Here is a 20,989-nt window from a genome sequence, read left to right as displayed (position 1 = left end):
TTTCAGTACAGTTTTTGTAGGGGATTGGTAGCTGATAAAGTTAAGGTTTTTATGGAATAAAAAAATCCTGCTAGTATAGCAGGATAACTCTCAATTAAAAAATGCTCCAACCTTCTTGAGCAGAAAGAAGTTCAAGAATTTTAAAACCAGCGATACTATTTCCGTTTGCATCTAAAGCTGGGCCGAAAATACCGATTCCCATTTCGCCTTTTACGCAGCCGAAAATACCACCAGCTACACCACTTTTTGCAGGAATACCAACGCGAATCGCAAATTCGCCAGACTCGTTATACATACCGCATGTGACCATAAATGTTTTACAGATTTTTGTAATATGTTTAGGGATAATTTGTTTTTTCTTATATGGATCATAGCCATCCATCGCAAAAATTAAGCCGATACGTGCTAAATCGATACAGTTTACTTCGACTGCACATTGACGAGTGTATAAATCCATAAGTTCTTCGATGTCACAATCGATAATGCCGTTTTGTTTCATATAGTAGCAAAGTGAACGGTTTAAGTAAGCTGTCTCTAATTCTGAATTGGCAACTTTAGAAGAATAATTAATAGTAGGATTATCTGTTATTTCACGTACGAAATGAAGGATGCGCTCCATTTTTTCTTCATTATCTTTTCCTGCTAACATGCTTGTAATAGCTAGTGCCCCTGCATTAATCATTGGATTAAGTGGTTTAGAAGGGCTTGTCGTTTCTAACTTAATAATAGAATTAAATGGATCACCAGTTGGTTCCATTCCAACTTTAGAAAATACATATTCTTCACCACGATCTAAAAGGGCAAGTGCAAGTGTAATTACTTTTGAAATACTTTGAAGAGTAAATAGTGTTTGTGAGTTGCCAGCATGGATGTATTCTGTTTCTTTATGGAAAATGGCAATCCCTAAATCATCTGGATTCGCATTTCCTAGTTCGGGGATATAAGTAGCAAGTTTTCCTTTTTTTGTATATGGTTTTACTTGTTCTAACAACTGTTGTAAGTTGTTTGTTTCAATGCACTGCATAGTACCAACGCTCCTATTTCGAATTAACTAAGTTTACTTTTCCCGATATGCTCGGAAATAAATAATAACATGAAAAAGTGGAATGATAAAACGAAAGTTATATGTGCTATAATAAGGTCTTTCGTTTCAAGTATTCTGTATTTTAAAAAGGAGAAATTTCCTTTTATATAACAGTTTGGAAATAGGAGATTTATCCATAAAAAATTCAAAAATAAAAACTACACATCTATACAACTATATGTTATTATGGTTATGTAAATAGAAAGCGTTTTCTAAGGCGTACTTATAATGATAACGATTTCATAAATTTGATAGGGGGAATTAAAATGTTGCAGTTTTTACAACGTATTGGTAAAGCGTTAATGCTTCCAATTGCCGTACTACCAGCAGCAGGATTATTGCTTCGTTTAGGACAAGAAGACGTATTTAACATTCCTGTTATGGCACAGGCCGGTGCAGCAATTTTTGATAATTTAGCACTTATTTTTGCAATTGGTGTTGCAATCGGTTTGTCTGTTGACGGTAGTGGAGCAGCTGGACTTGCCGGAGCAATCGGATATCTTGTTTTACAAAATACAACGAATGCTCTAAGTAAGACATATTCAGCAGCAGAGTTAAATGATAAATTAAAAAGTGTTCAAGATTTAGTCGGTTCAGTAGACCCAACTAAATTAGCAGATACAATGACAAAGGTTTCAAAAGCAGCGGCGTTAACGCCGAAAATTAATATGGCCATACTCGGTGGTATTATTGCAGGGGTTGTTGCAGGATTACTATACAACAAATTCCATAAGATTAAACTACCAGAATGGTTAGGATTCTTTGCAGGAAAACGTTTTGTACCAATCATTACTTCAATCGTAATGCTTCTTTTAGGATTAGTATTCGGTCAAATTTGGCCAACAATCCAAAGTGGTATTGATGCAGTAGCACATGGTATCGTGAACTTAGGTTCAATTGGTGCTGGTTTATTCGGATTATTAAACCGTTTATTAATTCCAATCGGTTTACACCACGTAATGAACACATACTTCTGGTTCGTACTTGGTGACTTTACAAATGCAGCTGGCGATATCGTTCATGGTGATATTGCACGTTTCTTTGCAAAAGATCCATCAGCAGGTATGTTCATGACTGGTTTCTTCCCAATTATGATGTTCGGTTTACCAGCAGCATGTTTCGCAATGATTGCAGCTGCTAAACCAGAAAAACGTAAAATGGTTACAGGTATGTTAGGTGGTCTAGCATTAACTTCATTCTTAACTGGTATTACAGAGCCAATTGAATTCTCATTCATGTTCTTATCACCAGTATTATATGGTATTCATGCTGTATTAACAGGTCTGTCTCTATTCATTACAACAACACTTGGCATTCACGATGGTTTCTCATTTAGTGCCGGGGCAATCGATTACTTCTTAAACTTCGGTATTGCAACAAAACCATTGTTACTAGCAGGGATTGGTTTAATTTACGCAGCAATTTACTTTGTAGTATTCTACTTCTTAATTAAGAAGTTCAACCTAAAAACTCCTGGTCGTGAAGATGAAGAGGAAGTAGCTGAAGGCGAAGAAGCTCCAGTTGCAGGTTCAATTGGTGAAACTTACGTAGCAGCTTTAGGTGGAAAAGAAAACTTAACAGTTATTGATAACTGTGCAACACGTCTACGCTTACAAGTGAAAGATGCTGGTCAAGTAAACGAAGCAGCATTAAAACGTGCTGGTGCGAAAGGTGTTATGAAATTAAGTAATACGAGTGTCCAAGTTATCGTAGGTACAAATGTTGAATCTGTTGCCGATGATATGAAAAAACACGTATAAATAATTAGATAAGAGGATATCCAAAAAGATTGATAATATCAGTTTTTAGAGGATATCCTCTTTTTTTATGTTAAAAATTTAACAGCAATCTTACCTTTGTAAATTTTCTTTTTCTTTTTTATGCATATAGGTTGGTAATATGTGCAGTGCGTGATAAAGTAGGGATGACATAGAATAGATTATCCATAATCTGCTAAAATAAATCTTTAGTAGAGGAAGTAAATTATTGGTGAATAAGGGGAAAAAGCAATCATGGATCAGGAAAAAAATAATGCGAATGGGAAATCACGTCGGTCGATTGTATACATAAAAAGAACAATCATTCTCGTCCTACTATTTTCACTTGTATATTTCATGTATACAAAAATTATTGCACATAATAAGAAAGAAGAAACTTTAAAAGCAGCGGCAGAAATGAAGAAACAAGAAGAGCTGAAAAAGAAAGAAGAAGAAAGAAAGAAGCAAGAAGCACAAAAACAAAAAGAGCAGGAAGAACAAGTGAAGCAAGCGCAAGCTGTGGAAAAGCCTGCTGAGGGACCACCTCAAGAAATTAATGAAAACGCTCAATTAGATCAATATTTACAAAATGTAGGATTTAGCGGGACAGCTGTTATTGTGAAGAACGGAAAAGTTCTTTTGAATAAAGGGTACGGTATGGCGAACAAAGAGAAACAAGTACCGAATAATTCAGAGACAACTTTTTATATTGGTTCTATTTCAAAGGCATTTGTAGCGACTGCTATTATGCAATTAAAAGATCAAAATAAATTAAACGTAGAGGATACGATTGCAAAGTATATTCCAGATTTCCCTCAAGGTAATGGGATTCAGTTAAAACATTTACTAACACATACATCAGGAATTCCAGAGTATGAGCAGGGAACAGAGGATATTTCGCATGAAGAACTGATAAAACGAATAGGAAACCAAAAGCGTGTTGGGGGTCCAGGAGAGAAATGGAAGTATTCGGATTCGAACTACTCTATACTTGCTTACATTGCCGAGAAAGTAAGTGGCCAACCGTTAGAAGAATATATTAAGCAGCATATTTTTGCACCTGCTGGTATGAAACATTCTGGTTTTGGTAGAGAGTTAGAACAAACAAGATTCCCATCAACGGGTTATAAAATAGTAAATAACAATATGACAACACCTAATATTCCAAGTATGTCACAACTATATGGTTGTGGTGATATATATACAAGCGCACATGATTTATATTTATTTAATGAAGCACTCTTCTCTGGAAAGTTAATTTCAAAAGAGAGTTATGATCAAATGTTTACAGGCGGAAAAAAAGATTACGGATTTGGTTGGTATGTAGACCCGGGAAGTTATTCGAATCACGGTGTCATGCCAGGATGGAATTGTTTAAATGGATTTAGTAAAAACGGTAGTGTGTATGTCGTTTTATTATCTAACATTCAAAATAACATTAAATCATTTGGTAAAGTGAATAACGACATTTATACGATGTTGCGAAATATTGAAGTGTAAGAGACTATCCTATTGGATAGTCTTTTTTGTTTGATTAGAAAACATTGTTTCCTTGAAAAATGTATGTCTTACCTATCACAAAAAAAGCCTGCTTTGTATACATTAAGATGTATGGATGTATTTTTATAATTTTAAAATAATAGGAGGAGAAATATATGTGTCTGTTCGGTAAGTATTGGAAAAAGTTATCGAGATTGTTTAATAGGCAATTAGATTATTTTTTAGATAATAAGTTATTACCTGCTGTGGAAAGACTTTTATTTTCACAAAACTTCGCGAGATTTATTCAAAGAAACTCTAAGCAAGCTACGGAAGAAGTTATTGAATCAAGTAGATTTCAATCCATTATTTGTAACATTTTAAAAGAATGTAATACATCACCTTTTAAAGAAATTGCAGAGCAGTATTTGGGTAAAAACGTAGAAATTACTGTGACAGTTGGACAGTTAACAGGTGTGATTGTAGCAGTTGGTGATGATTTCTTAACACTGCAAGAAGGAATAGGAACAGAAGTTTTATTACCATTTACAAGTATTATATCAATTAAAGAAGCGTAAGAAAGGAGAGTTATATATGTTATTTACTGATGAATTACGTAACCATGTTGGTGAACTAGTGCAAGTTGTGACAGCTGTAGAAATCATTGCAGGCGTTCTTTTATCTGTGACGGATGGGGCAGTAATTGTTCGTACTTCTCCTTCTTATGGACCACCAGAAGATGTAGTTGTACGTATTCCTATTATTGCTTATGTTCGCTTGGAAGGGTAAGAGTGATACAAGTATGAGAGTGTCAGTTGTGATTCCAGTGCATAATGAAGCAAGTACTTTATCAAAAGTTTTAGTAGAAGTAAGGAAGTTGGAACCATATGAAATTATCATAGTAGATAATGGATCGACAGATGGTACGAAAGAAATAGCGCTACAGCATAATTGTCGTGTGATTTATTATAGATATTCTCTTGGTAATGATGTGGGACGGGCAATTGGTGCTAGAGAAGCAAAAGGTGAAATTGTTTTATTTTTAGATGGCGATATCGTCATGAAAAGTGAAGAATTATACAATTTTATTAAAGGAATACAGCAAGGACATGAGATTGTTTTAAATAATTTAACATGGTCCGTTTATTTGAAGATGAGACCGCATTATACGACGGTTGGAAAATATATGTTAAACCGTTATTTGAACAAAAAAGAGTTTGTTGTAGGATCTTTAATTGCGATACCACATGCGATAAGTCGTGAAGTGATTGAAAAACTAGGGTGGTGGAATTTAGCGGACCCAGCACTATTTCAAGCGATGGCGATGTCTAGAGGAGTAGATATTTCTGATATGGCTTCAGTTGATGTCATTTACACAAATAAAGTTCGTCCTGTCCATACGGGTACATCACCTGGCTCTCCTTATCCGAAAGCGACTAGTCGTATTATGGGTGATCATTTGCGAGCTTTACAATACGTAATCGAAACATACGGTAATCGCGGTGGTTTTTCAGAGGGCAATAAAGATAGGGAGTTTGTAGGAAAGTATAAACCAGTTGTATTACAAAAGAAAAAAGCGAAATATAGTGCCATTATCCCAGTATCAGAAGAGAAAACAACTATAAGGTCTGTTATACAAGAAGTGAAAAAAGCAGGTGTAGATGAAATTATAGTTGTTGCGAATGGAGCTGCCGTAAAGACTATTAAACAAATAAAGCTAGAGAATGTTATTGTTGTTGAGTTGGAGGAAGTGCTTGGGCATAATGTAGCACGGGCGATAGGGGCCATGTATGCTACGGCAGATATTTGCTTATTTGTTGATAGTGATTTTGTTATTCCAGCAACAAATTTAATTCTATTTTTGCGCGCTATTGAAGATGGAAGTGATGTGGCATTAAATGATTTACAGTGTTTATTAGATATGTTTCATCCAGCAGATCCAATTAGCATGGGAAAATATTTTGTGAATTTGATAGCGAAGCGACCAGATTTATGGAATAACTCATTAACGGCAGTACCACACGCTATGCATAAAAAAGTAATAGAGAAAATTGGTTATGATTCTCTTGTGATTCCTCCATTAGCTCAGATGAAAGCTATTTTAGAAGGATTCTCTATTACAGCAGTAGAGTTAGTAGATGTTATAAAAACAAATCGAGTACGTCCAGAGCAACACGAATTTGTAAATGGGCGTATTTCAGCATTTGATCGTATTTTCGGTGATCAAATTGAGGCGATTGCGTATTTATTACAATGTACGGACGAACGCGGTGGCTTTACGGATGGAGATAGAGATAGAGATATTATTCAACAATTGAGAAGGGAAGAAGAGAATACAAATGAATAGTAGTAAAGTAGCTATTATTGGCTTAGGGTATGTTGGCCTTCCTTTAGCAGTCCATTTTGCAGAGAGAGGGCATACAGTACTTGGGTTAGATAAAGATATTAGAAAAATAGAATCAATTATAAAAGGAGAAAGTTATATTCCGGATGTTTCTTCTAAAGAGTTACAAAGTTTATTGATGGAAAAAAAATTAATAGTGAACACACCGGATCAAGGCATTGCTGATTTTCAAAATAGTGATTATGTTATTGTTACTGTCCCGACTCCAATTAATGAACAAAGAGAACCAGACTTAAGTGCCCTCATTTCAGCCTCACATTATATACAACAAAACCTTCAAAAAGGACAAACCTTCATTTTTGAAAGCTCCACATATCCAGGTACACTCGAGGAAGTTATCATTCCTATTATTTCTCAAACAGGTAAAAAGGTAGGAGAAGATTTTTATATTGGATATTCCCCTGAAAGAATTGATCCAGCTAATAGTCACTATTCCGTTCAAACGATTCCAAAAGTTATTAGTGGACAAACAGAAAAGTGTAAACAAAAAGTACAGGAGTTGTATAGCACTACATTTGATGTAGTGGTTCCAGTTAGTTCTCCGAAAGTAGCGGAAATGTGTAAGTTATTTGAAAATATTCAGCGCCTAGTCAATATTTCCTTAGTAAATGAGTTAAACACACTATGTGAAAGTTTAGGAATTGATTTTTATGAGGCGCTTGAAGCCGCATCTACAAAACCATTTGGATTTACTCCATATTGGCCAGGACCAGGAATAGGAGGACATTGTATTCCAGTAGATCCTTTATATTTCCAATGGAGAATAAAAAGGAATGGGGAAATTAGTCAATTAATTGAAGCGGCACATGTGATTAATGAAGAAATGCCAGAGAAAATAGTCCGGAAAGTAAAAGGCATGGTGCAATCACCTGCATCAATTTTAATTGTAGGAATTGCGTATAAGAAAGATGTAAATGATTTGAGAGAATCACCGGCTTTGCCAATTATTGAATTGCTACTAAAAGAAGGATATGAAATCGAATATCACGATCCATATATTTCTTCTGCAAAGTTTGAAGATAAGGTGTACCAATCTGTTTCTTTGGATGAACAAGTCGTTAAACAAGCGGGTTGTATTTTAATTTTAACGGATCACTCTAATATCGATTGGAAGCTTTTTAAAGGAATGAAGCGAGTAATAGATACACGTGGAATTATAAAGAAGGTGAGTGTATGAGTAAGAAATGTTTAATTACAGGTGGAGCAGGGTTTATTGGTTCACATTTAGCTGAAGAGCTGGTGAAAAGAGGGTATGGAGTTACGATCGTTGATAACTTCTATAAAGGGAAAAATAAATATCATGATGAGTTAATGAAAGAAATTCGAGTTATTCCAATAAGTGTTTTAGATAAAAATTCTATTTATGAATTAGTAAACCAACATGATGTAGTGTTTCATTTAGCAGCAATTTTAGGCGTGAAAACGACAATGGAAAAGAGTATAGAGCTTATTGAAACAAATTTTGATGGAACGAGAAATATTTTACAAGCAGCGCTAAAAGAAAAGAAGAAAGTGGTCTTTGCTTCTACTTCAGAAGTATATGGTAAGGCAAAGCCACCCTTCTCTGAAGAGGGAGATCGATTATACGGGGCAACTTCTAAAATACGCTGGAGTTATGCAGTGTGTAAAACATTAGAAGAAACATTATGTTTAGGATACGCATTAGAAGGTTTACCGGTAACGATTGTTCGTTATTTTAATATTTATGGTCCAAGAGCGAAAGATGGTCCGTATGCAGGGGTAATCCCGCGATTTATTAGTGCGGCTTTGCAAGGAGAAGACATTCTCGTATATGGAGATGGAGAGCAGACACGTTGTTTTACGTATGTAAGTGATGCGGTAGAGGCAACGATTCGAGCGATGGATGAAAAGGTAAATGGTGAAATTATTAACATAGGTTCTGAGAATGAAAAGAGTATAAAAGAAGTAGCAGAAGTAATTAAAAAACTAACGAAATCTTCTTCGAAAATTGTCCAAGTTCCTTTCGAAGAGGTATACCCACATGGCTTTGAAGAAATTCCAAATAGAAGACCGGATGTTGCGAAATTAAGAGAACTTGTTCAGTTTCAAGCAGAAGTAACGTGGGAAGAAGGATTGAAAGAAACTATTAAGTGGTTCCGTGAAGAGAATAATGGCTAAGTCACTATCGGTCATTATACCTGTATGTAATGAAGCTGAAACGATTTCAGATGTTATCCAATCGGCAAAAGGATTAAATCCATTAGAGATTATTGTAGTAGCAAACGGTTGTAACGATGGTACAGAAGAGGTTGCTGATCGTTTAGGGTGTAAAATAATCAAACATACGGAGCTACTAGGGAACGATGTTGGCCGTGCGGTTGGCGCAAAACACGCGATAGGTGATGTATTACTATTTATAGATGGTGATTTTGCTATTCAAACTTCAAAATTACAATTATTCCTGAATCCGATTTTACATGGTCAGGCCGACATCGTTTTAAATAACTTGGATGCACTATTTTTAAAAAGGCAAAAACCCAATTCTATTACAGTATGGCGCCAAATATTAAATGCAATGTTAGAGCGTGAAGAATTAAAAATTGATTCCTTATTAGATGCACCTCATGCATTGACGAAAGAAGTCGTTCAAAGTATTGGATATGAAAGCTTTGTTAATCCTATTGTCGCTCATTTACGCCTAGTTCAAAGCGAATGGAGAATTAGTCGGCATTGTGCAATTGACGTTATTACACCGAATAAATTTCGGCCGACCGAGCATGCTTCGTATGGCACAGGTCTTTCGCAATCTGAAAAACGGATGATAGGTGATCATATAGAAGCTGTAGCGGAGCGAATAGTAGGTAGTGATGAGCGCGGAGGATATTATGATGGAAATAGGAAAAGAGATAGTGTCTATCATACTTTAGATTTCGAAGATATTTATCAAGGATGGGGCGTTACATCTAAATTGTATAAAGGAAAGCAATTATCAGTCATTATTCCTGTACAAGATGAAGAGAAAACAATTGGAAATGTTATAGATGAACTTCGGAAAATTGAACCTGTTGAAATTATTGTTGTAGTAAATGGCTCGTCTGATCAAACCGCAACGATTGCAAAAGAAAAGGGAGCAACAACAATTATATATAAAGAAGCACTTGGAAACGATGTAGGGCGTTCGCTTGGAACTTACTTTGCAAAAGGGGAAATTGTGTTGTTTATAGACGGTGATTTTGTTATCCCGGCTAGGGAACTATATCCTTTCGCAAAAGCTATTGCAGATGGAATGGATGTCGCATTAAATGATCTAAATCATTATTTAGATTTAAGAGTACCGCTTCATCTTGTAACTGCGTTTAAATATGCGTTAAATTTAGCTTGTGATAGAAAAGATCTAGGGGTAGGTTCTCTTATTGCTGTACCGAATGCGTTTAGCCGTAAATGCTTGAAAGAAATCGGTTATAGATCTTTACTATCACCTTGTGTAGCTCAAGTGAAAGCGATTCTGTTAGGCTTCGAAATTGCATGTGTAAGTCGTGTAGAGGTCGATCAGATGAACCGTATTCGTCCCAGTGAACATTTTGCAAAAATAGGTCATCCCCCAGCTGTTTTGCGAATTATAGGTGATCATATAGAAGGATTAGAGCAATTAATTGTATTAGAAGGTAATCGTGGCGGATTCTATGATGGGAATAGAAAAAGAGATGTTTTAGAGTAGTAACAAAAAAGTGTACAACATATGTACACTTTTTTGTTCTGTTATAAAAACTATAACAGATTAGGAGATAAGAGTATTACAGCTCTACAATGGGTATTGTTCTTATATTACAAAATAGGACTCGTATATAAGGATACCAAAAAAATACAATTAAGGAAAGGGTTAATTATAAAGACTTTTAAGTGAAGTTAACACTATACATATAGTGGTTTGCTCAACATTTCACAAACATGTCACAACTGTTTCGTTCACTTTCGTAAAAAAGTAGTATTCTAAGTGTGTAAGCTGTTATATAAAAAATCTTAGTCCTGTACTAATCAAAAATGGAGGAGATTAGGATGACTCAAGTATTAGAAAATGTTAAAAACGCATGGGAAAACTTTAAAGGTGAAAAATGGAAAGCAGAGATTGATGTTCGCGATTTCATTTTAAATAATGTAAACGTTTACGAAGGGGATGAATCTTTCTTAGCGGGAGCAACTGAAGCAACAAAACAACTTTGGGATCAAGTAATGGATTTAACAACAAAAGAACGTGAAAACGGTGGCGTTCTTGATATGGATACAAAAATCGTTTCTTCTATTACATCACATGAACCAGGATATTTAAATAAAGATATTGAAAAAGTAGTCGGTTTCCAAACTGATAAACCATTTAAACGTTCTTTACAACCATATGGTGGTATTCGTATGGCGGAACAAGCTTGTGAATCTTACGGATACGAAATGGATAAAGAACTTAGTCGTATTTTTAGAGATTGGAGAAAAACTCATAACCAAGGTGTGTTCGATGCTTATACACCAGAAATGAGAGCTGCTCGTAAATCAGGTGTTATTACTGGCCTTCCAGATGCATACGGACGTGGACGTATTATCGGTGACTACCGTCGTGTAGCGTTATATGGGGTAGATCATTTAATTGAAGCGAAAAAAGCTGATTTAAATTTAACTGGCGGTGTAATGAGCGAAGAGACAATGCGTTTACGCGAAGAGTTATCTGAGCAAATGCGTGCGCTTCAAGAGTTAAAACAAATGGCTGCTTCTCATGGTTTTGATATTTCTAAGCCAGCAACAAACACGCAAGAAGCATTCCAATGGTTATACTTTGCATATCTTGCAGCAATTAAAGAGCAAAACGGAGCTGCAATGAGTCTTGGACGTACTTCTACATTCTTAGATATTTATATTGAAAGAGATTTAGCAAATGGTACTTTAACAGAAGAAGAAGTACAAGAAATTGTGGATCACTTCATTATGAAATTACGTCTTGTGAAATTTGCAAGAACACCTGATTATAATGAATTATTCTCTGGTGACCCAACTTGGGTAACTGAGTCTATCGGTGGTATGGCATTAGATGGTCGTCCATTAGTAACAAAGAACTCATTCCGTTTCTTGCATACATTAGATAATTTAGGACCAGCTCCAGAACCAAACTTAACAGTTCTTTGGTCTAAACAATTACCACAAAACTTTAAAAACTACTGTGCGAAAATGTCTATTAAAACATCAGCAATTCAATATGAAAATGATGACATTATGCGTGCTGACTACGGCGATGACTACGGAATTGCTTGCTGTGTATCTGCAATGAGAATTGGTAAACAAATGCAATTCTTCGGCGCACGTGCAAACTTAGCGAAAGCATTACTATATGCGATTAACGGTGGTAAAGATGAAAAATCTAAAGCACAAGTTGGTCCTGAGTACGCACCGATTACTTCTGAAGTATTAGATTATGAAGAAGTTATGCATAAGTTTGATATGACAATGGAATGGTTAGCAGGCCTGTATTTAAACACATTAAATGTTATTCATTACATGCATGATAAATATAGCTACGAACGTATTGAAATGGCACTTCATGATACAAATGTTCTTCGTACAATGGCAACAGGTATCGCGGGTCTATCTGTAGTAGCAGACTCTTTAAGTGCAATTAAACACGCAAAAGTAAAACCAATTCGCGATGAAAACGGAATCGCAGTTGACTTTGAAATCGAAGGAGATTTCCCTAAATACGGTAACAATGATGATCGTGTAGATGAAATCGCTGTAAATCTTGTAAAAACATTTATGAATAAACTTCGTAAACATAAAACATATAGAAATTCTGTTCATACAATGTCAATCTTAACAATCACATCTAACGTTGTATACGGTAAGAAAACTGGTAACACTCCAGATGGTCGCCGTACTGGAGAACCATTTGCACCAGGTGCGAACCCAATGCATGGACGTGATACAAAAGGTGCATTAGCTTCATTATTATCTGTAGCTAAATTACCATATGAAGATGCGCAAGATGGTATTTCTAATACATTCTCTATTATTCCAAAAGCACTTGGTAAAGAAGATGATGTACAAGTACGTAACTTAGTATCAATGCTTGATGGTTATGCAGTAAAAGAAGGACATCACTTAAATATTAACGTATTTAACCGTGAAACATTAATGGATGCAATGGAACATCCTGAAAAATATCCACAATTAACAATTCGTGTATCTGGTTACGCTGTAAACTTTATTAAATTAACTCGTGAACAACAAATCGATGTAATTAACCGTACAATGCATGAAAGCATGTAAGTGAAAAAAGTGTCCCTCTGTATTTTATAAATAGCAGGGGGAGGCTGTTTCAATAAAGGAGGAAGTAACATGGTAAAAGGAAGAATTCATTCTGTAGAGTCTTGTGGTACTGTTGATGGCCCAGGAATTCGTTATGTCATATTTACACAAGGGTGTTTATTACGTTGTCAATATTGTCATAATGCTGATACGTGGGAGATTGGTAAAGGAAAAGAAATAACAGTCGAAGAAGTAATGCAGGATGTGACATGTTACCTTCCTTTTATTGAAGCTTCCGGAGGCGGTATAACAGTTAGTGGTGGGGAACCATTATTACAGCTAGATTTCTTAATTGAATTATTTAAGAAATGTAAGGAAGTTGGAATTCATACAACAATTGATTCTTCAGGTGGTTGTTATTCTGAAGAACCGGAATTCCAAAATAAACTAGATATTTTAATGGAATACACAGATTTAGTTTTATTAGATTTGAAACATATTGATTCAAAGAAACATCGTAAGTTAACAGGAAAACCAAATGAACATATTTTACAATTTGCTCGTTATTTATCGGATAAAAATAAACCGATTTGGGTACGACACGTATTAGTTCCTGGTATTACTGATAATGAAGAGGATCTAAAAAAACTATCTAGTTTTATTCAAAGCCTGTCTAATGTTCAGAAAGTTGAAGTGTTACCATACCATAAGCTTGGTGTATATAAATGGGAAGCACTTGGGCATAAGTATCCACTCGCGAATGTAGAACCACCTACTGAAAAAAATGTAGAAGAAGCAAGACATATTTTACAAGCAGTCTAATCCAAATATTGGATTAGGCTTTTTGCTTTCTGTACAATAAAACCTAGAGTATATATAAAGAAAAGAGTATACTGAAAATAGAATATCCATATTTTTGTAAGGAATAAGTGGAGAAATTTACATAATTGTAAAGGGAAATCAAAATAGTAAAAAGAATTAAGAAGTAAAAGAGTGAGTATGATGAAATAGAGAACATTTGTAAGTTATTGCGAAAGCTCTTATAGGAAAGTATAATGTAAAGATATGAGCACAGATAGGATTAAGGGGTCAATCTTATATGCTTTGCATATCCACGACAGGTACATAGCTGAAAGAGAAATATTAGAGTCTGTTTATGTAATTTTTAAGGAAAATGTTTTTCCTATTGTCGTATATGCAATATGGAGAAACAATAAGCTAGGAGTGGATTTGTTTGATAAAAAACCCCAAGGTTTTAATATTAACTGCACATTACGGTAACGGTCATGTGCAAGTAGCGAAAACATTAGAACAAACATTTCGCCAAAAAGGAATTAAAGATGTAATTGTATGCGATTTGTTCGGAGAATCACATCCAGTTATAACTGATATTACAAAATATTTATATTTAAAAAGTTATACAATAGGAAAAGAATTATACCGCTTGTTTTATTATGGTGTAGAAAAAATTTATGATAAAAAAATAGCATCTTGGTATGCGAATTTTGGAAGAAAACGTTTGAAATTACTTTTACAAGCAGAGAAACCGGATATTGTTATTAATACCTTTCCGATTATAGCTGTACCAGAATTGAAAAAGCAAACAGGTATTTCAATTCCTGTGTATAACGTATTAACAGATTTTTGTGTGCACAAAATATGGATTCATCGGGAAGTAGATCGTTATTTTGTAGCAACTGATCACGTGAAAAAAGTTATGATTGATATTGGTGTGCCTGCGGAGCAAATTGTTGAAACTGGAATTCCGATTCGTAATAGTTTTGAGTTAAAGATCAATCCAGACATTATATATAATAAATATCAGTTATGTAAGAATAAAAAGATTTTACTAATTGTAGCAGGTGCTCATGGGGTATTAGGGAGTGTAAAAGAACTATGCCAATCATTTATGTCAGTACCTGATTTACAAGTAGTTGTTGTTTGTGGGAAAAATGAAGCATTAAAACAGGATTTATTAGGATTACAGGAAAACAATCCTGAAGCATTAAAAGTATTCGGTTATGTTGAAAATATTGATGAATTATTCCGTGTTACTTCTTGTATGATTACGAAGCCAGGCGGTATCACGCTAAGTGAAGCGGCAGCATTGCAAGTACCTGTCATTTTATATAAACCTGTTCCAGGACAAGAAAATGAAAATGCGATGTACTTTGAAAGAAAAGGAGCGGCAGTTGTCATTCGTGATGATAGTGAGGTTTTTGCAAAGACTGAGGCGCTATTACAAGATGATATGAAGCTTCTTCAAATGAAAGAAGCGATGAAAAGCATTTATCGCCCGGAGCCAGCTGGCCATATTGTGGATACAATTTTGGCAGAAAACCATGTAAAGCCGAATCATATACCTATTAAATCACCTGCTCTTGCACAATCATTTACTTAATATGAAACCCTCTTTGGAATATTTAAAGAGGGTTTTTTATTGTGTTCTGAGAGAAAGACTTATCCACATGGAGATTGCGCTTTCATTAAACAGTAAAGTCGGAATATTAACAACTATATCCACATTGTCCACAATTTTTAGAAAAATATCCACAATTCTAACATTTTCTATGCGTTACAACATACAAACTTGTGAAGGGTTTGTATAATTTATTCACAATTCTATCAATTATGTGGATAACGTTATCCACAGAAAAAAGGTTCCTTATTTATAAGGAACCTTTTTTCTACTCTATCACGTAGAAAAAATATGTAATGAGAATGAATAATTAGGGGGAGAACTTCTAATTATTCATTCTCACTTTAAATACTTTTCGAGCGATAACCCGCTGCGCGATCTGCTTTACGAAACTCTCGTTGGTAGAGAACTTCTTGTGTACTAGATAATGCATTTTTTACTTTGTCACGTTTCTTTTTATCCATTACAAATCACCTCGTGTCCTAAAGTCACTATCTATCGTTTCCAAAGACATCGGGTGATATACGTATAGGTCAAAATGTTAATGGTTAATTATCTTTTCTAAAAATTTAGATTATGCTTCTTTTAAGTGATGAGCATCTTGGAACGTTGTATCTCGCATTGTAGCAAGTGTATATTGATCTTTTGGAATTTCATATAAGTTATATACTTCTTCATTCGCGTTAATTTCATCATAAACGGCTTTTCTTGTTTCGTTTGCTAGATTTACGTATTGTAATTTTTCTGCAGCTTTAATAGAACGAATATTTATTTTGCGAATACGCATAAAGATCGTTTCAATATCTAATTCATAGAAAAGTTCACTAAAAAATGAATCTTTTGCCAATTTATTATAGCCTTTTCCATGATATGGTTTGCCAAGCCATGTTCCAAGGAATCCGGCTTTTTCTTGCACATCAAATAAAGTAATTGTTCCGATAGGGTTACCCCATTCATCTAAAATTGTGCGTGAAATTAATTCCCCACGCTCTTCAGCTTCAATCGTTTGTTTCGTTAAAAATAAATATTCCTCATAAGAATAAGCCTTTTGACGCACAAAAGGGAAGACAGCTGGATCCACCATTAACTCGTATAGAACGTGGCTGTCGTGTAAGTCGCGTTTTTTTAACATACTAACTCCTCCTCACACGAGGGTAGCATGACGAAAAAACACCCCACCCTCGAAATTTTTATATCAATCTTTAAAAAATTTCGGGGTGGGAATCGAACCCACTAGAACCAGTTTCTAACGCTGGTGGCGCACCATTTGCCTTCCCCATTCATCAATTTGAAAATGATAATCACGACACAAATTGATTATGGTTTCATTCAGTTTATAATCGTATAATACTTTATCTAGTCAAAAAAATAAACTAGTTTTTTTTATTTTTTTTGTAAATTATTTTTCCATCAATCATGGTTAGTACAGGCTTGGCTAAATAATGGAAAGGATGATGGGTCCATAACACGAGATCAGCGTCTTTTCCAACCTCGATGCTTCCAATTCTATCCTCTAAACGTAAATTTCGTGCTGGAAAAATAGTGATTCCTTCTAGTGCAGTTTTTTCGTCTAATCCTTCCCTTACTGCAACAGCAGCACAAACATTTAAATATTGAATGGGTGTATAAGGGTGATCTGTTGTGATGGAAACTTCCACTCCATTTTTGGATAATATATGGTAAGTATCCCATGTTTTGTTTTTGAGTTCTATTTTAGAACGGCGTGTAAGCGTGGGGCCAACTGAAACCTTCAAATTGTGTTTCGAAAGTTCTTCAACAATAAAGTGTCCTTCTGTACAATGTTCAATACGTAAATCGAGATTAAATTCTGTTGCAAAGCGTAGAGCAGAACTAATATCATCTGCTCGGTGAGCGTGGATACGTACGGGTATTTCGCGACGTAATGCTTTTAAGATAGGAAGCATTCGAAAATCAGCTTCATGCCCGTAGTGCTGTGCTTCATAGAATGATTCCCGAAGTAATCCCATAATTCCCATACGTGTTATGGATTCTTTTGTTCCATTACTATGGACCTTTTTAGGATTTTCTCCAAAGGCAATCTTTAAGCCTGCAGGTTCTTGAATAATCATATGATCAATACAAGTTCCAGCTGTTTTTATTACACAAGTCGTACCACCGATAATGTTTTGACTTCCTGGCATAACGTGAACAGTTGTGATGCCATTTTGTACAGCATCTTGAAATGCAATATCAAAAGGGTGGATTCCGTCCAAAGAACGGATATGTGGTGTTGAAACTTCAGATGTTTCATTTGCATCATTGCCAGCCCAACCAGTGCCTTCATCATAGAGACCAAGATGAGTATGGACATCAATAAATCCGGGTAAAAGATGAAGAGCACGCGCGTCTATAACTGTCATATCTTGAGTAGGTTGAATAGTAGGCTTGACCTCGGCAATTCGTTCTCCTATAACGAGTACATCCCCTTGGAATTTTTGGGATGTAATAGGATAGACAATGGCTTGTTTGAGCAATATTTTCATAGGTACCTCATTTCTGTTACTTTATAATGTTAATGGAATTTAGGGGAAAGTAACTGAAAGATTATTTGTGTAATAATGCTCCGGATTCTAGAAAATAAAAGTTTTGAAAGGGCCCCTGTAAAACTGTGTTTTAGAAGTACTACATTGTATGCGAAAGTATATTTTGTAATGCATGGTCTATTGTCGGAAATGTGTATTGATACCCATGCTCAATTGCTTTACTAGGTAATACATGTTGTCCTTCTAGTACAAGTATGCTCATCTCACCAAGTAAAGCGTGAAGCATAAAGGAAGGGACAGGTAACCAATGAGGTTTTTTCATTATAGCTGCAATGGTTTCTCCAAATTCCTTCATTCTTATAGGTAAGGGAGCTGTGAGATTAAGAGGTCCATCAATTTCTTCTTTTTGTATGATGAAATCAATCAGGTGAACGACATCATCTATATGAACCCATGATAACCATTGGTTTCCAGATCCAATTGTACCTCCGATATAGAATTGATAGGGGAGTAGCATTTTTGGAAGAGCTCCTCCATCTGCACTTAATACGACTCCAAATCTTGCATATACTGTTCGCATTCCGAGAGAATGAGCTTTAGATGCTTCTTGTTCCCATGAACATACTGTATTTGCTAAAAAGTCATCTCCAGGAGTCTCATGCTGTTCTGTAAAAGACTCGGTTTCAGACGTTCCATAGTATCCAATAGCGCTTGCGTTAATAAATGTGTGCGGTTTTATGTTGAGTGTCTGCAATTGTTTAATGAGTCCTTTTGTCGTTTGAATTCTACTGTTTAAAATGGCTTTCTTTTGTTTCTTTGTCCATCTACTATTAATAGATTCTCCAGCTAGATTAATAACTACATCGATAGAAGAGAGGGGGAAGGTTTGTAAATTTGGTGTCCATTGAACATACTGAAGATTAGGGTCGGAAGTTTCAGTAGTTTTGTTTCGAGTGAGAATGTAAACCGTATGTCCTTTTTGAATGAAAAAAGTAGAAAGGTATTTACCGATAAAGCCGGTACCACCAGAAATTGCGATTTTCACAAGTATTTCCTCCTCATTATATATATTCTTGAAAAGCAAAAACGTTCCTTGACTATGTTAAAATAATAGAGAGGTGAGAGTATGGCTGTCATTACAAAAATAGAAGTACAAAAACGATCGAAAGAACGGTTTAATATTTATATTGATAAAGGTCAAGGTGAAGAGTACGGGTTTAGTGTGAATGAAGTAATCTTAATAAAACACGGATTACAAAAGGGCTTAGAAATTGATGAAATAGCATTAGGAAATATTTTGTACAATGAAGAGGTACAAAAAGCATATTTACAAGCAATCTCCTATTTATCCTATCAAATGAGAACGAAACAAGAAATAGAAGATTTTTTACGAAAAAAAGAAGTGGGACAGGCCATCATCTCTGAAGTCGTTTCGAAGTTATTACATGACCGATATATTAATGATAAAGAGTATGCTATTTTATATACGAGAACGCAAAGCAATGTGAATCGAAAAGGTCCCACTGTTATTAAAAGAGAGTTGTTAAATAAAGGTGTTCAGGATCTAATTATTACGCATAGTTTACAAGAATATCCAAAGGAAAAGCAAATTGAGAATGCTTTAATTCTTATAGAAAAGAAGAAAAAATCTTATCAAAAGCATTCCTTTTTACAAATGAAGCTAAAGTTAGACGAAATGCTTGTTCGTAAAGGATATTCTAGAGATGTGATTCAAATTTGTTTGGAAGAATTGAAAGACGAAAAAGATGACGAAAAGCAACAAGAAGCGTTACACTATCATGGGAATAAATATTATGAGAAATATAAGAAGCACGATGGATGGACATTCGAAAATAAGATGAAACAAGCGTTATATCGAAAAGGATTCTCTATCGATGAAATAGAGGTATTTTTGCAAATGAAACGCGAAGAGGAATGAGGAGAATAAGATGAATATGCCAAAGCGCTACAGTGAAATGACACCATATGAGCTAAGGGAAGAAATTGGGCTTTTGAAAGAGCAAGCGATAAAAGCTGAGCAACTTGGAATTGTAAATGAGTTCGATGTATTAATGCGAAAGATAGCAATGGCCCGCGCTTATATGACTGACATAAACAAATTCCATATCGGTGAGACGTATGAATTAGTAGAAGAACCTGGTATATTATTTGAAATCACGTATTTCAATGGGGTATTTGCTTGGGGACATAAGCAAAATGATAATGAAGAGATTGGAATACCGATTTCTTTATTACAAGAAAAATAAAAACAAAAACCAGAGAGCGATTATCTCTCTGGTTTTCATCTTTGGTAGGCGTTACAGGAGATAGGAGATTCTAAAATTGGCGTTTTTTACATTCATTCGCCAATATAATGAGAGACTGGGTTTGTTGCGTCTGTCCATTAACTTGCGCTTTCGCATGTTTCGGACGAGTCCACGTATGGTTAAATAATTCAGAACGACTATCTAAGCGATCACGGTAGCTCATCTTTATCACCTCGTGTAGGAAGTTGATTTACTTTGTACTATTCTTCCTGCTGATTTGCAGCACGCATACGTTCTTGTGGGTGCGTGTTAATTGTGCCGTTAGGTCGTTTCGAAGCGAAGCGTGATTTCGCTTTCGGTTGACCGTCGATTTTGCTGTTGTTTTTTGACTCAGACCAAAATTCGGCTTGTTTACCCATTGCGAACGCCCTCCTCATCATCAGTTGATACCTCTTGAAGAAGTATCAATTATAGAATGTGCAAAATAGAAGAAACTATCCTTTAGAAATGAAGGGATAATTAGGTAAAGGAGATTAGAATATGAATGATATTTATGAAGCGTTAACGAAAGAACTGTTGGAAAAAAATGATAAACTTTCTTATGCACAAGCTCGTGCGTGGGTTGAATTATTGTGGGAAGATTTTCAAACGACTTATGCAAAGTCAGGTCGTTACCAAGGAGAGCAAATGACTGAACAAGTGGTGCGATCATGGATTAATAATCATGGAGTACGCCTTCATGAAATGCGTACAAATAATCCGAAATATAGTCATTTAATCAATCAAGAAGATCATTTAAAACATTAAAAAAAGCGACTTAAGTCGCTTT

Annotated in this window: 21 protein-coding genes; 14 read left to right on the top strand and 7 right to left on the bottom strand. The window is 35.2% G+C overall.

The genetic code is table 11. From position 1 onward, the window contains the following. Positions 1-94 precede the first annotated feature (94 nt). Positions 95-1,024, bottom strand: coding sequence for a glutaminase A (gene glsA / locus ACZ76X_RS22545; protein ID WP_001149853.1), 930 nt, complete (start codon positions 1,022-1,024; stop codon positions 95-97). Between the two features lie 326 nt (positions 1,025-1,350). On the opposite strand from glsA, the gene nagE reads away from it, so the two are divergent. The 11 genes from nagE (at position 1,351) to ACZ76X_RS22490 (ending at position 15,371) form a co-directional block, all read left to right on the top strand. Then, a complete protein-coding gene (gene nagE, locus ACZ76X_RS22540) occupies positions 1,351-2,844 on the top strand; it encodes an N-acetylglucosamine-specific PTS transporter subunit IIBC (RefSeq protein WP_479851727.1) in 1,494 nt (497 codons plus the stop codon). A gap of 252 nt (positions 2,845-3,096) precedes the next feature. Next, positions 3,097-4,341 carry a serine hydrolase domain-containing protein gene (locus tag ACZ76X_RS22535; RefSeq protein WP_479851726.1) on the top strand — a complete coding sequence of 415 codons (1,245 nt, stop codon included), beginning with the start codon at positions 3,097-3,099 and terminating at the stop codon, positions 4,339-4,341. A 155-nt stretch (positions 4,342-4,496) separates the two neighbouring features. Next, the gene (locus ACZ76X_RS22530) at positions 4,497-4,898 is read left to right on the top strand and encodes an LSm family protein (protein ID WP_046953685.1); all 402 of its coding nucleotides are present in this window, start codon (positions 4,497-4,499) and stop codon (positions 4,896-4,898) included. Positions 4,899-4,914: 16 nt separating this feature from the next. Further along, complete coding sequence (locus tag ACZ76X_RS22525; RefSeq protein WP_000899469.1) at positions 4,915-5,109, top strand: LSm family protein; 195 nt, start codon at positions 4,915-4,917, stop codon at positions 5,107-5,109. A gap of 13 nt (positions 5,110-5,122) precedes the next feature. Beyond that, positions 5,123-6,667, top strand: a complete 1,545-nt coding sequence (locus ACZ76X_RS22520; RefSeq protein WP_479851725.1) for a glycosyltransferase family 2 protein — start codon at positions 5,123-5,125, stop codon at positions 6,665-6,667. Then, on the top strand, positions 6,660-7,901 hold the full coding sequence (locus ACZ76X_RS22515) for a nucleotide sugar dehydrogenase (RefSeq protein ID WP_479851724.1): 1,242 nt from the start codon (positions 6,660-6,662) through the stop codon (positions 7,899-7,901). The genes ACZ76X_RS22520 and ACZ76X_RS22515 overlap by 8 nt, the downstream gene beginning before the upstream one ends. Then, positions 7,898-8,863, top strand: coding sequence for an NAD-dependent epimerase/dehydratase family protein (locus ACZ76X_RS22510; RefSeq protein WP_098668605.1), 966 nt, complete (start codon positions 7,898-7,900; stop codon positions 8,861-8,863). The genes ACZ76X_RS22515 and ACZ76X_RS22510 overlap by 4 nt, the downstream gene beginning before the upstream one ends. Continuing rightward, positions 8,856-10,403 (top strand): glycosyltransferase family 2 protein, encoded by a 1,548-nt coding sequence (locus ACZ76X_RS22505; protein ID WP_479851818.1) that lies wholly within the window; start codon positions 8,856-8,858, stop codon positions 10,401-10,403. The genes ACZ76X_RS22510 and ACZ76X_RS22505 overlap by 8 nt, the downstream gene beginning before the upstream one ends. A 338-nt stretch (positions 10,404-10,741) precedes the next feature. Then, positions 10,742-12,991 (top strand): formate C-acetyltransferase, encoded by a 2,250-nt coding sequence (gene pflB, locus ACZ76X_RS22500; RefSeq protein WP_479851723.1) that lies wholly within the window; start codon positions 10,742-10,744, stop codon positions 12,989-12,991. A gap of 69 nt (positions 12,992-13,060) precedes the next feature. Further along, positions 13,061-13,792 carry a pyruvate formate-lyase-activating protein gene (gene pflA, locus ACZ76X_RS22495; RefSeq protein ID WP_342717508.1) on the top strand — a complete coding sequence of 244 codons (732 nt, stop codon included), beginning with the start codon at positions 13,061-13,063 and terminating at the stop codon, positions 13,790-13,792. A gap of 412 nt (positions 13,793-14,204) precedes the next feature. After that, positions 14,205-15,371 (top strand): diglucosyl diacylglycerol synthase, encoded by a 1,167-nt coding sequence (locus ACZ76X_RS22490; RefSeq protein ID WP_479851722.1) that lies wholly within the window; start codon positions 14,205-14,207, stop codon positions 15,369-15,371. A 362-nt stretch (positions 15,372-15,733) separates the two neighbouring features. Here ACZ76X_RS22490 and ACZ76X_RS22485 read toward each other — a convergent pair whose 3' ends face one another. From ACZ76X_RS22485 to ACZ76X_RS22470, 4 genes are all read right to left on the bottom strand, one after another. Then, positions 15,734-15,853, bottom strand: a complete 120-nt coding sequence (locus ACZ76X_RS22485) for a YfhE family protein (RefSeq protein WP_000358488.1) — start codon at positions 15,851-15,853, stop codon at positions 15,734-15,736. A gap of 110 nt (positions 15,854-15,963) precedes the next feature. After that, positions 15,964-16,521, bottom strand: coding sequence for a GNAT family N-acetyltransferase (locus ACZ76X_RS22480; protein WP_000914736.1), 558 nt, complete (start codon positions 16,519-16,521; stop codon positions 15,964-15,966). Between the two features lie 241 nt (positions 16,522-16,762). Continuing rightward, positions 16,763-17,893, bottom strand: a complete 1,131-nt coding sequence (locus ACZ76X_RS22475; RefSeq protein ID WP_342717534.1) for an amidohydrolase — start codon at positions 17,891-17,893, stop codon at positions 16,763-16,765. A gap of 139 nt (positions 17,894-18,032) precedes the next feature. Continuing rightward, the gene (locus ACZ76X_RS22470; RefSeq protein ID WP_479851721.1) at positions 18,033-18,938 is read right to left on the bottom strand and encodes a TIGR01777 family oxidoreductase; all 906 of its coding nucleotides are present in this window, start codon (positions 18,936-18,938) and stop codon (positions 18,033-18,035) included. Positions 18,939-19,019: 81 nt separating this feature from the next. Here ACZ76X_RS22470 and recX point away from each other — a divergent pair, with 81 nt between their 5' ends. Beyond that, entirely contained in the window at positions 19,020-19,832 is an 813-nt protein-coding gene (gene recX / locus ACZ76X_RS22465) for a recombination regulator RecX (RefSeq protein ID WP_479851720.1), read from the top strand. A gap of 10 nt (positions 19,833-19,842) precedes the next feature. Further along, the gene (locus ACZ76X_RS22460; RefSeq protein ID WP_001057032.1) at positions 19,843-20,160 is read left to right on the top strand and encodes a YfhH family protein; all 318 of its coding nucleotides are present in this window, start codon (positions 19,843-19,845) and stop codon (positions 20,158-20,160) included. Positions 20,161-20,230: 70 nt separating this feature from the next. On the opposite strand, the gene ACZ76X_RS22455 is transcribed toward ACZ76X_RS22460, so the two are convergent. Next, on the bottom strand, positions 20,231-20,383 hold the full coding sequence (locus ACZ76X_RS22455) for a YpzG family protein (RefSeq protein ID WP_000122093.1): 153 nt from the start codon (positions 20,381-20,383) through the stop codon (positions 20,231-20,233). 37 nt (positions 20,384-20,420) lie between these two features. Beyond that, positions 20,421-20,579: a small, acid-soluble spore protein K gene (locus tag ACZ76X_RS22450; protein ID WP_000517891.1), complete on the bottom strand. Its 159-nt coding sequence runs from the start codon at positions 20,577-20,579 to the stop codon at positions 20,421-20,423. A gap of 121 nt (positions 20,580-20,700) precedes the next feature. Here ACZ76X_RS22450 and ACZ76X_RS22445 point away from each other — a divergent pair, with 121 nt between their 5' ends. Next, positions 20,701-20,967: a YfhJ family protein gene (locus ACZ76X_RS22445; RefSeq protein ID WP_000998164.1), complete on the top strand. Its 267-nt coding sequence runs from the start codon at positions 20,701-20,703 to the stop codon at positions 20,965-20,967. Positions 20,968-20,989: the final 22 nt, after the last annotated feature.

The organism is Bacillus sp. BC05(2025) (genome assembly GCF_056725905.1).
Note: the sequence above shows the minus strand (reverse complement) of the source record. Positions and strands in the feature narration are given on the sequence as shown.